This window comes from Spirosoma luteolum (assembly GCF_054778875.1).
Window position 1 is genome coordinate 903,451 of the sequence record NZ_BAAGZE010000003.1, and the last position, 13,420, is coordinate 916,870.

Below are 13,420 nucleotides of genomic sequence, written 5' to 3' on the forward strand. Positions count from 1 at the left end.
CGTGTCGGCAGGTTCTGTTCAGGGCCGGGCAACCATCAGTCGCTCAGCACAATATGCTCGTCGGCCACGAGCGGGGCTCCCACCATGTGCAGATAGACCTGCACCAGCATGACCATCGAATCGCGGGCGTACTGCTCGATACGGTTCCAGTCGTGTTCGCGGTAATACACCCCGCTGGTGCGGTCGCCGGTCCAGTCGAGGGGGCGGCAGGGCACCCCCAGTACGGCCGCCAGCAAATCGAGCGGTATAAAATGACGCTTATCGCCAAACTGCCACATCTCCATGGTGTCGCGGTGCGGAATATCCCACGGTTTGCGCCCCGACAGCTGCAGGGCCGGGGGCAGCGGCAAGCCATTGATCATGAGCCGGCGGCACAGGTAGGGAAAGTCAAATTCCTTGCCATTGTGCGCGCAGAGGGTCAGTTCGCCGGGTGGGTATCGGTCGATGATGGCCAGCAGCTCGGTCAGCAGCGCCACTTCGTCGTCGCCGGTCAGCAGTTTTACCTTGAGGTGCAGGCGCTGCTCCTCGTCGCCGTAGAGCCCACCCACGCCAATACAGATAATCTTGCCAAACTCGGCGAAGGCAGCCGCCCGCCGGTCGTACCAGCCGGCCGCCGACAGTTCATCGTCGGATCGGAAAAAGCGGCTTTTTTCTTCCCATTGCCGCTGCAGCCGCGGCTCAACCGACAGGAGCGATGCCTGGCCCGCCACCGTTTTGAGGTCGATAAACAGAAAATTCTTGAATCGACGCTTCCAGGAAACCGCTTGGGGCATAGGCAACGACCGTTAGGCGTGTAAGATTCCGTCGAGGCCCAGCGCCGGCACCGGCACCAGATTTTCCTCGACGATGCTGTCGGGTACGAAAATAAACTTCTTATCGAACACCTGACTGTCGATAAAGTAGCTTACCCAGTACTCGTTGTTGAGGTGAAACACATCGGGCATGATGGTTTCGACAACTTCGTGCGCGCCCGGCTGAATCTCCACGAAGAAATGCCGCAGGGTCGAGGTTTTCTGCTCTTCGTCGTCCTTGAGACCGTAGCCTTTGGAGGTGACGAATACGGTTTTGATGGGTACCTGATTCTGGTTGATCAGAAACACCTGCCAGTCGAAACCGCCAAGCTCGTTGGGCTTACGCGCCACCACAACCTGCACGCCCTCGACGGGCAAAAAATTAATATCCTTCTTCATGGTAATCAAAGAACACGCAGCCTGTCCGCCGGGGGATCTACACCAGCGCGTGTTCGTAGCTAAAATCAAATAACGCCCCCAGATGCTGCTGCACCCGGCCGGCCACCTCGGTCAGCGGCACCGGCCGACCCAGTTCGGCCGCCAGCGACGTGACCGCCTTATCGGCAATGCCACAGGGGACAATATGGTTAAAATACGTCAGATCCGTGTTTACGTTCAGGGCAAAACCGTGCATCGTTACCCAACGGCTCGCCTTCACCCCCATGGCGCAGATCTTCCGGGGGCGCTCCCCCCCGTCGAAATCGAGCCATACACCGGTCAGGCCATCGATGCGTCCGGCCGACAGACCGTAGTCGGCCAGGGTACGAATAATGCTTTCTTCGAGCAGGCGCATGTAGTGGTGAATGTCGGTAAAGAAATTCTCCAAGTCCAGAATCGGGTAGCCCACCAGCTGACCGGGGCCGTGGTAGGTGACGTCGCCCCCGCGCCGGATGCGGAACAGGGTAGCGCCAAACTCGCTCGCCAGCCGGGTCTCGTCGATGAGCAGATTGCTCTCGTGACCGCTCGTACCCATCGTGTACACGGGCGGATGCTCGCAAAACAGCAGGTAGTTGGGCGTCGGCACCTGGGCGTCGGGCGGCAGGGTGCGGTTCTGTAGTTTGCAGGCCACGGTGTCGGCAAAGAGTTTTTCCTGCTCGTCCCAGGCAGCCTGATAGTCGATCAGCCCCAGGTCGCGGACCGTCACCTGTTTGTTCAATCGGGTATTCATTCGTAGGCGGCTATAACCCAGCCGGTATAGATGTAACAACAGGAACGGCGGGTTTCGTTCGGCGGTCGGTATCAGGGGCTTGCTTATGCCACCCCGTTTGCTTTGGTTTACAAACCCGGCATCGGTCCGGCCCATCTCCTCCCGTAACGCCTGTTGATCAATGGCACAGCATAACGATACCGGCAACCAGGGCGAAGCCGCAGCCGCCCGCTACCTGCACGAGCAGGGCTACGAGATTCTGACCCGTAATTACCGCCACCAGCATGCCGAAATCGATTTGATTGCCCGCAAGGGTAAGCTGCTGGTGTTTGTGGAAGTAAAAACCCGCACCAACCTCAGCTACGGCAATCCCGAGGAGTTTGTGTCGTATACGAAGGCCAAACTGGTGATGAAGGCAGCCGAGGCTTACCTGTTTGCCCACGACTGGCACCACGACGTACGCTTCGATATCATCGCCGTTTCGATGAGCGGCAGCGAGTGCCGGATCAAACACCTGCCCGATGCTTTCTGCTGACCAGAGCAAGCCAAAAAACCCCGAAGCGCGCCACTGCCTGTCAGGCGATTAGACCGCTTAAAATACTACCGCCGGCCACAACTAAATACCCCCTTTTTTACGTTTATACAGCAGACTTTACCCCCCCTCAACAAACGCTTATGACGCTCACCCGTGCCACCGGTTCGCTGCTTCTGCTGACGGCCCTGAACACCCTGCTGCTGACATCCTGTAAGAAATCGACGGATGTGAACCCCTCCGGTACCAGCGCCGGCACTTCATCGACAGTGGCCACCGGTACGGTGACCGATCTGGACGTGAACAACTGGATTTTGGACAACATGAAGGTCTACTACTACTGGAACGACAAGATTCCGGCCAGTCCCGACAAGAGCCAGACCCCCGACAAGTTTTTCGATTCGATTCTGTACAAGTACAACGCCACGAGCAACCCCACCGGCGACCGCTTCTCCTGGATTCAGCAGAGCGCCGACGAACTGAAAGCCAGTTTGGGCGGCCAGGCCAAAACGCCGGGTATGGAGTTTAAACTGTATCTGCGCAGCAGCGGTTCGACCGATGTGATCGGCTCGGTGCTGTACGTACTGCCCAACTCACCGGCCCAGAAAGCGGGCATGAAGCGGGGTGATGTGTTCTACAAAGTCAATGGCACGGCCCTGACCACGACTAACTACGCCGACCTGCTCTACGGCGATGGCGATACCAAAACCTATACGCTGGCAACCATCCAGCCGACGGGGCTGGTCAACAGCGACGTTACCCGTTCAATCACGGAGGTCGTCCTGCAGGAAGACCCCGTCTTTATGGACTCGGTGTATACGGTTGGTACTAAAAAGATCGGCTACCTGATCTACAACCAGTTTGTGCCGGGTGTGTATAACAGCACTACCCAGAAAACCGACAATACCTACGACAACAAGCTCGACGCTGTATTCAGCAAGTTCAAAGCCAAAGGGGTCAATGAGCTGATTCTGGACTTCCGCTACAACCCCGGCGGGTACGTGTCGTCGGCCACCAACCTCGGCAGTCTGATTGCCAAAGGTGTGGGCACCAAATCGGTGTTCGTGCGGAAAGAGTGGAACGCCCTCATCACGCCTGAACTGCAGAAGCAATACGGCACCGACTTTTTCTACGATTACCTGACCCAGAAGGCCAATAACATTGGCGATAACCTGAGCCGGGTTTATGTACTGACAACAAGCAGCACGGCTTCGGCCAGCGAACTCGTTATCAACGGCCTGAAACCCTACATGAATCAGCAGGTGTACACCATCGGTACCACCAGCTACGGTAAAAACGTGGGCTCGATCACGATTTCCGACAACACGAACAAGATCAAATGGGGGATGCAGCCTATTGTGAGCAAGTCGTTCAACAAAGACAATCAGTCGGACTATTCGACCGGATTCAAGCCAGAAGTGGAAGTCAGAGAGCCGCTGAATCTGCTGCCGCTGGGCGACACCCGCGAAACCATGTTGAACGAAGCGCTTTTCCGGATCAGCGGCACACGCCTGGCCCGCCGGGGCGCTGCCGACGACAACAAACTCCCTGTAGTGGGCTCGTCGGTCGAGCGTAAAGCAGGTGGCAGCAACATGTTTTTCCAGCTCAACGGACCACTGCCGGTGATCGGTCAGTAGACAAAACAGATCCAAAACCAGCCAGCCGAAAGACAGCCCATGGGCTGTCTTTCGGCATTTCTAAACCTTTCGGTCTGGTTTTTGTCCAATTAATGCAATGATTTGGCAACACAGCCGCACGATAAGACGCACCCGGCTTTTGTATCTTTGCATACCGATCATTCGCGTCAGCAAGCCAAACGGATCATGTACGAAAAAAATATAGGCACCAAACAAAAGGCACTGCGCATCAATCTCGACCGCCGGATTTACGGGTCGTTTGCCGAGATTGGCGCCGGTCAGGAAACAGCCGCCATGTTTTTTAAAGCAGGCGGTTCGTCGGGCACCATCGCCAAAACCATGTCGGCCTACGACATGACCTTCAGCGACTCCATCTACGGCGTCGAAGAAAGCGGCCGGTACGTGGTGGAGTCGCGGCTGGTGAAAATGCTGAATAAGGAATACAGCCTGCTCGAAAAGCGCCTGGCCGAAAAGCGCGGCCCCGACACCACGTTTTTTGCGTTTGCCAACACGGTGGTAGCGCTGAACTACCAGAAAACCAACGACGCCCACGGCTGGATTGGCTGCCGGTTTCAGCTGTCGCCCCAGGCCGGCTACAACGACGTGATTATCCACGTCCGGATGCTCGACAACGAAAACGTGCTGCAACAGCAGGCGCTGGGCATTATCGGGGTCAACCTGATCTACGGCTGTTACTATTACGCCAAATCGCCCGAAACGCTCGTGCTGTCGCTGATGGATGATCTCGCGCCGGAACGCATCCAGATCGACATGATCCGCTTCAACGGCCCTGACTTTGCCGAGGTCGACAACCGGCTTATGACGCTGCACCTGGTGAAGAACGGCTTCACCGATGCCGCCCTCTTCGGCTCCGACGGACAGGTGCTGCAACCCTCCGAAGCGCTCTACAAAAAACACATTCTGGTGATGCGCGGCCGGCTGCGCCCGGTCACCAACGTGCAGATGGACATGATCGAGAACGGCCTGAAGCAGTTCAAGGCCGAAGACGACGTGGATGAGTCGCGGGTAATGTCGATGGCCGAGCTGACGCTGCACAACCTCAAAGCCAACGATCAGGGCATCGACGAGAAAGACTTTCTGGACCGGGTCGACATTCTGTGCTCGATGGGGCAGACGGTGATGATCTCGAACTACCTGGAGTACTACAAACTGGTGTCGTACCTGTCGCGCCTGACGCGGCTTAAGTGCGGGCTGGTGGTAGGTATTCCAAACCTCGAATACATTTTCGAGGAGGGGCACTACGAATTTCTGCCGGGCGGCATTCTGGAGTCGTTTGCCACGCTCTTCAGCCGCAAGGTGAAACTGTTTGTGTACCCGACTCTGCGCGACGGGTCTATCTACACCTGCAACGAGTTTCAGCTGCCCCCTACCCTGGAGCCCCTGTTTCAGTACCTGATCCGCAACGACAAGATCGAAGACATCCGCGACTACAACGAAGAAAACCTGCACATTTCGACCGATGGCGTGCTGGAGATGATTCAGGAAGGCCGCGACGGCTGGGAGCAGCTGGTACCGGCGCGGGTGGCCGAGCAGATCAAAGCCAACTGTTTGTTTGGCTACCCCTGCGAAGTCGAATACGTGCCCATTGGCCAGCAGGTGCGCCTGCAACAGCAGGAGCAGGAACAAAGCGTGGCCAGCGCCGACAGCTAGGGCGTGAGGTATTCGATCGTGGCCCGATCAAACGACTTGGCAAACTGATCGACGAGCCGACTCAGCACCGCAAAGCCGGCTTTTCGGTCGCCTTCGTACGTAAACAGTTCGTCGGTGTCGGTATCGCCGGGCTTGCCGATGCCCTCCGCCTGGAAGTGGGCTGTTCCTTCTTCGACGGTTACCAGCACCCGAATCCTGACATTGTTGGGTTCATCTTTCAGTTCAGTTTCGAGCGAAAGCGCGGTTTCGTCGGCATCTTCGATAACAAACTCCTGCGTTTCCAGAAACCCCTGCACCGACCGGAACAGTACCGAATCGGCGGTTTTGGTGTGCAGGTCGATGCCATCGGCACCCTGCGGAATCGACTGCCCCATGCCCGGTTTCGTCAGGAGCAGACCCAGCATCAATAGCCCTATAAGCCGTATGTTCATGGGGGTAAAGGTACGCGACAAATTTGGCGAAATACGGCCATTCAGGCGGTAAAAAGGGCCTTCTGCACCCCAGCTACAGGGACCCAAACCGCGTGTTTTTTTGTTCTTTATACAGAACAGAAACAACAACGAACACGAACATGGAATCATCGTTTAACCCGGAAAAATCGCCTTTCGCGACGACCTCCACCACGCTGGGCCGCCCCACCCGGCGCAAAGCCAACGGCCCCGCCACGGCGGCTGCGCTGATTCAGGTGGCGAGCGAAATCCTGAGTGCGTCGCCCACCTTGCGCCAGAAAATGAACATCACTCTGACCGATCTGGCGGCCGCCGAAAAAGTACGCCGGAGCCTGATCAAGACCCTGCCCCACGCCTGACGCCCCACCGGCAGCGCCAGCCATTACTACCTTGCCCTGAACACAACCAGCCGGTTTGCCTTGGTGCGGGCCGGCTGGTTTCGTTTTGATGCCATGCTGTAGCATTACCCAACGAAAGAAAATAGCAGGCGACGAAATCTGTGCTCAGCTAACCAGACGGATGCAATGGCTGATTTTGGTATCTTTGAAAAACATCCAATACAGGCATGAGGTGGCTGAACCCGATGCTGGTTCAGCCACCTCATACGTTAAGCACACAGCCAACGCCTATGCATCATACCCTGATTATCGAAACGCAGGCCGAAGCAGACTACCAGCTGCTGCTGGGGCTTGCCTACCGATTGGGGCTGCGCGTACGGGAATCGAACGAACCGACGGCGGACAGCCCTAAGCGAGACACTGACGCAACAGTGCCATCGACGCGTCCGGTAGGCACCCTGAAAGGTAGTTTTCGGCTGGCTCCTGACTTCGACGAGCCGCTTGACGACCTAACTGAGTATATGTGATGCGGTATCTGATCGACACACACATTCTGCTCTGGATGCTGGAAGGCGACAATCGCTTATCCTCTTCTGCGTTAACAATTCTTCAGAATCGGGCCAACAAGCTACTGGTCAGTGCCGCATCGTTGTTTGAGATTGCCATCAAAGCAAAACTGGGCAAGCTCGATACGCAGCGAACCACCACCGAAATCGTAGCGGAGATGAGTCGATTGGATATGCTACTGCTTCCAGTACTGCCCAGCCATCTGGATACTTACCAAACGGTCCCCTTATTTGACGACCATCGGGACCCGTTCGACCGTTTGCTGATAGCGACTGCCCTATGCGAGCAAGTTTCCTTTATATCCAGCGATGGCAAATTTGACCGCTATACTCCCCAGCTTACATTGATCCGGTAGGCAGTCCAACCAGCAGGCTATTGATAACCATTGCGACCAAGCGTCACTCCTGCCCTCCCAGACGATTTGACCAAAAAAAGAACAGCCAGCTAACACCTGGTTAACTGGCTGTTGTACTATGGAGCGGGAAATGGGTCTCGAACCCACGGCCTGCAGCTTGGGAAGCTGCCGCTCTACCAACTGAGCTACTCCCGCCTGGGGAAACAAAGGTGGTGTAAAATCGATAAAATGTCAAGCACCCTGGGGCCTTCTTTGGGCTTTGTGCGCGGGGCTTCGTAGTTTTCCCGACCAGCAACCCGGCTACGCCCCCCTGCATGACGACCCCCGATCACAAACCCTTTATTCCGGCTACCGAATCGCCGGCTGAGTTTACGCTGAAAGCCATCATCACCGGCTCGGTCTTCGGCGTACTGTTTGGTGCCGCCACCGTTTACCTCTCGCTCAAGGCGGGGCTGTCGGTGTCGGCGTCGATTCCGATTGCCGTGCTGGCCATTTCGCTCGGGCGCCGGTTTCTAAACACGACCATCCTCGAAAACAACATTATCCAGACCACCGGCTCGGCCGGCGAAAGCATCGCGTCGGGTGTGGTGTTTACCATGCCGGGCTTTCTGTTTCTGACCGATGGCGTGGGGGCCGACTTCTTCAACTACTGGACCATTCTGACACTGGCCATTCTGGGTGGACTGGTTGGTACGCTGATGATGATTCCGCTGCGCCGGTCGCTGATCGTGCAGGAACACGGCACCCTGCCCTACCCCGAAGGCACGGCCTGCGCGTCGGTGCTGATTGCGGGCGAGCGCGGAGGCGACTTCGCCAAAACGGCCTATCAGGGTCTGGGGGCCGCGCTGGTCTACGCCTTTCTGCAGAAGGTGCTGCACCTGATTGCCGAAGCCCCCGTCTGGGCCACGAAGCAGGCAAACCGGTTTTTTCCGTCGGCGCAGGTCGCCGGCGAGATCACGCCCGAATACCTCGGCGTCGGTTACATCATCGGGTTCCGTATTTCGGCGGTGCTGGTAGGCGGAGGTATTCTGGCCTGGCTGGGACTTATTCCGCTGCTGGCGTCGGTGGTACCGGGCGATACCATTGCGCTGCAACTGCAGAAGCTGGGCTACCTGGCCAGCCTGCAAACCCCCGGCGGACCGGGCAACTGGAATCCGCAGACCCACACCTTTGGCGATGCAGCGGCCGCCCTCTACCGCGCCTACATCCGGCAGATCGGCGCCGGGGCCGTCACGGCGGGGGGCTTCATGACCCTGCTCAAAACCATCCCGACCATCGTGTCGTCGTTCCGCCAGAGCTTCAGCAAGTCCTCAGTCAGTGCCATCGAAGCGGAGGCCCGGCAGACAGCCGTAAGCCGCACCGAGCAGGATCTGAGCGTGCGCATCGTGCTGATCGGGAGCGTTATTCTGATTGCCCTGATGGTTATTCTGCCGCAGATACCCGGCGATTCGTGGCTGACCAAGCTGCTCATTGCCGTACTGGTGATCGTGTTTGGGTTCTTCTTCGTCACGGTAGCCAGCCGGATCGTCGGGCTCATCGGCTCCAGTTCATCGCCCGTGTCGGGCATGACCATTGCCACCATCATGGGTACGGCCCTCGTCTTTATCGGCTTCGGGCTGACGGGCAAAGTTTACGAACCGGCCGTGCTGGTGGTGGGCAGTATGATCTGCGTGGCGGCTGCCAACGCGGGGGCTACCTCACAGGATCTCAAAACGGGTTACCTGATCGGGGCTACCCCGCGCTACCAGCAAATGGCCCTGTTTATCGGCGTCATCGTATCGTCGCTGGTAGTAGGGGCTACGGTCAAGATTCTGGATACGCCCACGCCCGATCTGCTGGCGCAGGGCATTACCCACGCCATCGGGTCCGACAAGTTTCCGGCGCCACAGGGCACCCTGATGGCTACGCTCATCAAAGGGCTGCTGTCGTTCAACCTCGACTGGCAGTTTGTGCTGGTTGGGGCGTTTATCGCTTTCGTGTTCGAACTGTGTGGCGTCAGTGCCCTGGCGTTTGCCGTCGGCCTGTACCTGCCCCTGTCGACCACCCTGCCCATCTTCGCCGGTGGCCTGGTGAAGGCCGCTGTTGAGTGGAATGCGAAACGCACCAACACCGTCGAGGAAGATGCCGATCTGGGCAAAGGCAGTCTGTTTGCAACCGGTCTGGTGGCCGGGGGTGCGCTGGCGGGGGTGGCGGTGGCGCTGCTGTCGGTCAACGAGTCGATCTACAATGCCCTCACCTCGCTTACCCTCGAACCCGCGCTGGTGGGCGCCCTCGGCGAAGGGGGCTACTATGTGCTGGGGGCACTGTCTTTTGTCGGGCTGGCGCTGCTGCTGGGTCGAATCGGTATCAAACGAGCCTGATCGCTCCCAACCTGAGCCCCCGGCTCCGTTCGTATGCACCACGCGCAGCATGAGCCCCCCGCCGGTTTCCGGGCTATCGTGGGCGATTACCTGGTTGCGTTCTACCAGACGCAGCGCAACGCCTTCGTCATCATCGTGACGCTGGTACTGGCCACTTACGTACTGACCGTGCCCGATCAGGCCGTCGACATGATCGAAGCCGTTAGCGACGCGGGTATCCTGAACCCGCTGTTTGGTTTCATCGTGCTCACGGCTTTTATCTGGAGCTGGGTAGTTTATGGCAGCACCCGGCTCATTCTGCACATTGCCCCCGTTGGCCTGCGGCTCAACTACGCCACCGATCAGCTGCTGCGATGGCTGCCCCGGCTGGGTGGTATGCTGCCCATGCTCATTCTGGCCGCGGCCTTCTGGCAACCCAGCCGGCTCCAGCCCTACCTGCTGGGGCTGGGCAGCGTGGGCATGCTGGTGCTGTTCAGGCAGGCTGAAAGAAACCTGCCCGTTTTCTGCCTGCCCGCCCGCTGGACCTTTCGGGATCGCTACACCAGTTTGCGGCAGGACATCCGAGTGCTCTGGCGGCATCCGCTGGGTCGCTGGGTGGTGGCGAAGGGGCTGGTACTGACCGTTGTACTGCTGGTGCTATTCAGTTTACCGGTCGAGTGGGGCGTGGCACGGCAGCTGCGCCCAACCGCCGTCGTTATTCTGGGTATTGCGTTTTTTACCTTCTGGGGTGGCCTGCTGGCGTACTTCAACGATTACCGCTACCGGCCGCTGATGCTGGGCGTAGGTACCTATCTGGTGCTGGTCAGCTCGGTCAACGACAATACCGACGTGCGCCGGGCCACAGGCCCCGATGTGCCGGCCCTGAACCGGCGCCCCACCGTTGAGCAGCACCTGGCCGAGTGGCTGCGGGCGCGGCAGCCGGTGCCCGGCGACACGATTCCGCTCATACTGGTAGCGGCCGAGGGCGGGGGTACCCGGGCGCTGAACTGGACGGCCGAGACCCTGATTCGGCTCGACTCGATTATTCCGGGTTTCAGCCGGCACGTCTACGCCCTGAGTGGCGTATCGGGCGGGGGCGTTGGTGTGGCCTTCTACACCGCGTTTCTGCGCGACGTACCGGGAGCGGGTCGTATTCGTCGCTTCACCGATTTCCGGCGGGTCATCCGCGATGATTACCTGTCGGCGGTAACAGCCACGCTGCTGTTCCCGGAGTCGATCCAGCGGCTACTGCCCGTCCCGATTCCCGCGCTGGAGCGGGCCAAGTGGCTCGAAGATGCCTGGGCCGATTCGTACCGCACCAACCTGGGGCTGCCCACCTTCGATCAGTCCCTGACGAGTTTATACCAGCGGCCCGACGGGTCGTATAATTACGAGCTGCCCTCGCTGCTGCTCAACGGCACGCTGGCCGAATCGGGCCAGAAAGTAATTACGTCGAACCTGCGGCTCGATCCGCGTTATTTTCGCGATGTAGTGCCTACGCTCGATGTACTGGGCAGCGATGTGCCGATCAAAACAGCTGCGTCGCTCTGCAGCCGGTTCCCCATCGTGACCAACGGCGCCCGTATTCGGCGCGACAGCCTGGTACGGGGCCAGACCGTGCCGTTTGGCGGACACATCGTCGACGGGGGGTATTTCGACAATTCGGGCGTCGAGACCTGTTTCCAGCTGCTCAACAACCTTGTGCCAACCATCCGCCGACTCAGCACCAACGAGCGTATTGTGGTGCAGCCTTACATCCTCTTCATTCAGAACAGCAGTACGCTGGGCAAGTTGCCGCGCAGCCGGTCTATCCTGCAGATCATCCGGGTGCCGTTGCTGGGCTTCTTCAATGCCTGGGACAATGGCTCGGTCACGCGCGACAACATGTTCAATTCCTTCGTCGACCGCTTCGCCGACCCCAAAACCAACTACCTCACGCTGCGGCTGGCCTATAACGACCGCTACCCGCTGGGCTGGTACCTCTCCGACCGGGTGGCGAGCCGCCTGAGCGAGCAGGCCCACGATTCCATCAGTCTCAGCAACCCCGAACTGGCCCGACTCAGCCGGGCGTTCCGGCGGGTGCGCAACCGGTAAACAAAACGGGGGCTCACCGCTATCGATGAACCCCCGCAACCACCTGCGCCGGTAATGGCTTATTTTTTGGCCGTGTACATAATCCGCCACATCTTGCCCTTCACCGAGTCGGTCACGTACAGCGAGCCATCAGGCGCCTGACCCAGGCCCATCGGGCGGGCTTTGGCATCGCCGGGGCTGGCCAGTTCGAGCTTACCTGCGTTGGCGTTTTCGCCGGGCTTACCCAGCTCGGCAACACCGGCAAAGTTTTCGGCAAACACTTCGTACGGCCCCGACGGACGTCCGTCTTTACCGAAGGGCACGAAGGCCACAAAATAGCCACCCTGATTCAGGGGAGCCCGGTTCCAGGAGCCGTGGAAGCAGATAAACGCGCCGTTTTTGTAGCGGGCCGGAAACTGGTTGCCCGTGTAGAACAGCAGATCGTTGGGTGCCCAGTGGGCCGGAAACGCCATGATGGGCTTCTCCTTACCCGCGCAGCGATCCTGCGTCTTACCGTCACCGCCGTATTCGGGCGCCAGCAATTTCTTGTTCTGATAATGGTCGTTGTAGCAGTAGGGCCAGCCGAAGTCGGCACCATCTTTCACCATCAGGAACTCCTCAGAAGGTAGTTCGGCGCTCAGCGAGTCGGTAAACATACCGCCCCAGTTGTTGAGGTTGTCGCGGCCGTGCTGCAGCGCGTAAAGCGTGTTGGTGGTGGTGTTCCAGTCGAGGGCCACGGCGTTGCGGATACCCGTAGCATAGCGTTTTCCGTCCGACTGTTTCTGGTTGAGTTTGTTCGCATCGAACTCCCAAATACCGCCGTAGTTCTCCAGAATCGGGCAGGGGTCCATACCCTTCGATCCCTTCTGGCGATCTTTCTCCTGACAGGCGTTCGACGGTGCGCCGAAGTTTACGTACAGTTTGCCGGCCGGCGACAGGGCCAGCGACTTACCGGCGTGCTGCCGCTGCAGCGCAATGCCGCCCAGAATGGGCTCGGCCGGCGTCGTGTCCATGACTTTGCCATTGGTCAGCTTGTACCGGTAAACCGATGTATCCGACGATGCGTAGAGGTAATTGTTGTAGATGCCGATACCGGTGCCGGGGTAGTTGCCAAACATAACGGTCTGGTCGGCCCGGCCATCGCCGTTGTTATCGCGCAGCTGCACAATGCCCTTCCCGTCTTTGAGCCGGTCGAGTTTCACGAATACTGTGCCCGTAACGGGATCAACCGCAGCGTGGCGGGCTTTGCCCAGATTATCGGCAAAGACCAGCGCTCCGAAGCCTTTGGCCAGCCGAATACCGCCATTATCGGGGTCGGGGGCAAACGTGGCCACCGAAGCAGCCGGGGTGCCGGGCCGTACTGGCTTTGCGGGGGGCGTGCCGGGTTTGCCCGCCACGGCTACGCTTGTAGCAGCAGCCAGAAAAAGTAACGACGTTTTCATGCGGAGAGGGTACATTTGATTCAGAAGTAGACAACGCGTGGGTAACCCGTCGTATGGGGCAAAAGTTTCTGCCCGCCGG

13 protein-coding genes and 1 tRNA gene are annotated in these 13,420 nt (G+C 58.8%); 8 read left to right on the forward strand and 6 right to left on the reverse strand.

Going from position 1 to position 13,420, the window contains the following annotated elements:
• Positions 1 to 35: 35 nt before the first annotated feature.
• Genes ACYVAC_RS06485 through lipB form a run of 3 tightly spaced genes read right to left on the reverse strand, consistent with a single transcriptional unit; the run spans position 36 to position 1,959 of the window.
• On the reverse strand, positions 36 to 773 hold the full coding sequence (locus ACYVAC_RS06485) for a 3'-5' exonuclease (protein ID WP_461096784.1): 738 nt from the start codon (positions 771 to 773) through the stop codon (positions 36 to 38).
• 12 nt (positions 774 to 785) lie between these two features.
• Positions 786 to 1,190, reverse strand: a complete 405-nt coding sequence (locus ACYVAC_RS06490; RefSeq protein WP_461096785.1) for a hypothetical protein — start codon at positions 1,188 to 1,190, stop codon at positions 786 to 788.
• A 37-nt stretch (positions 1,191 to 1,227) separates the two neighbouring features.
• Positions 1,228 to 1,959 carry a lipoyl(octanoyl) transferase LipB gene (lipB, locus tag ACYVAC_RS06495; protein ID WP_461096786.1) on the reverse strand — a complete coding sequence of 244 codons (732 nt, stop codon included), beginning with the start codon at positions 1,957 to 1,959 and terminating at the stop codon, positions 1,228 to 1,230.
• Positions 1,960 to 2,119: 160 nt separating this feature from the next.
• On the opposite strand from lipB, the gene ACYVAC_RS06500 reads away from it, so the two are divergent.
• The 3 genes from ACYVAC_RS06500 to ACYVAC_RS06510 all read left to right on the forward strand — a co-directional run bounded on the left by ACYVAC_RS06500 (position 2,120) and on the right by ACYVAC_RS06510 (position 5,778).
• On the forward strand, positions 2,120 to 2,473 hold the full coding sequence (locus ACYVAC_RS06500; RefSeq protein WP_461096787.1) for a YraN family protein: 354 nt from the start codon (positions 2,120 to 2,122) through the stop codon (positions 2,471 to 2,473).
• 140 nt (positions 2,474 to 2,613) lie between these two features.
• Complete coding sequence (locus tag ACYVAC_RS06505; protein WP_461096788.1) at positions 2,614 to 4,107, forward strand: S41 family peptidase; 1,494 nt, start codon at positions 2,614 to 2,616, stop codon at positions 4,105 to 4,107.
• Positions 4,108 to 4,293: 186 nt separating this feature from the next.
• Positions 4,294 to 5,778, forward strand: coding sequence for a BCNT domain-containing protein (locus ACYVAC_RS06510; protein WP_461096789.1), 1,485 nt, complete (start codon positions 4,294 to 4,296; stop codon positions 5,776 to 5,778).
• On the opposite strand, the gene ACYVAC_RS06515 is transcribed toward ACYVAC_RS06510, so the two are convergent.
• Complete coding sequence (locus ACYVAC_RS06515; protein WP_461096790.1) at positions 5,775 to 6,209, reverse strand: hypothetical protein; 435 nt, start codon at positions 6,207 to 6,209, stop codon at positions 5,775 to 5,777. The genes ACYVAC_RS06510 and ACYVAC_RS06515 overlap by 4 nt on opposite strands.
• A 140-nt stretch (positions 6,210 to 6,349) precedes the next feature.
• On the opposite strand from ACYVAC_RS06515, the gene ACYVAC_RS06520 reads away from it, so the two are divergent.
• From ACYVAC_RS06520 to ACYVAC_RS06530, 3 genes are all read left to right on the forward strand, one after another.
• Complete coding sequence (locus tag ACYVAC_RS06520) at positions 6,350 to 6,586, forward strand: hypothetical protein (protein WP_461096791.1); 237 nt, start codon at positions 6,350 to 6,352, stop codon at positions 6,584 to 6,586.
• A gap of 269 nt (positions 6,587 to 6,855) precedes the next feature.
• Complete coding sequence (locus ACYVAC_RS06525) at positions 6,856 to 7,092, forward strand: hypothetical protein (protein WP_461096792.1); 237 nt, start codon at positions 6,856 to 6,858, stop codon at positions 7,090 to 7,092.
• Positions 7,092 to 7,487, forward strand: coding sequence for a type II toxin-antitoxin system VapC family toxin (locus ACYVAC_RS06530; protein WP_461096793.1), 396 nt, complete (start codon positions 7,092 to 7,094; stop codon positions 7,485 to 7,487). Before ACYVAC_RS06525 ends, ACYVAC_RS06530 begins: the two co-directional genes overlap by 1 nt.
• Before the next feature lie 119 nt (positions 7,488 to 7,606).
• Here ACYVAC_RS06530 and ACYVAC_RS06535 read toward each other — a convergent pair.
• Positions 7,607 to 7,682: transfer RNA gene (locus ACYVAC_RS06535), tRNA-Gly, on the reverse strand.
• A gap of 119 nt (positions 7,683 to 7,801) precedes the next feature.
• Between ACYVAC_RS06535 and ACYVAC_RS06540 the strand changes: the two genes are divergently transcribed.
• Together ACYVAC_RS06540 and ACYVAC_RS06545 are read left to right on the forward strand one after the other, a co-directional pair.
• Positions 7,802 to 9,847 carry an OPT family oligopeptide transporter gene (locus ACYVAC_RS06540; protein WP_461096794.1) on the forward strand — a complete coding sequence of 682 codons (2,046 nt, stop codon included), beginning with the start codon at positions 7,802 to 7,804 and terminating at the stop codon, positions 9,845 to 9,847.
• 33 nt (positions 9,848 to 9,880) lie between these two features.
• Entirely contained in the window at positions 9,881 to 11,920 is a 2,040-nt protein-coding gene (locus tag ACYVAC_RS06545; protein WP_461096795.1) for a hypothetical protein, read from the forward strand.
• A gap of 59 nt (positions 11,921 to 11,979) precedes the next feature.
• On the opposite strand, the gene ACYVAC_RS06550 is transcribed toward ACYVAC_RS06545, so the two are convergent.
• A complete protein-coding gene (locus tag ACYVAC_RS06550) occupies positions 11,980 to 13,341 on the reverse strand; it encodes a PQQ-dependent sugar dehydrogenase (RefSeq protein ID WP_461096796.1) in 1,362 nt (453 codons plus the stop codon).
• Between the last annotated feature and the right edge of the window lie 79 nt (positions 13,342 to 13,420).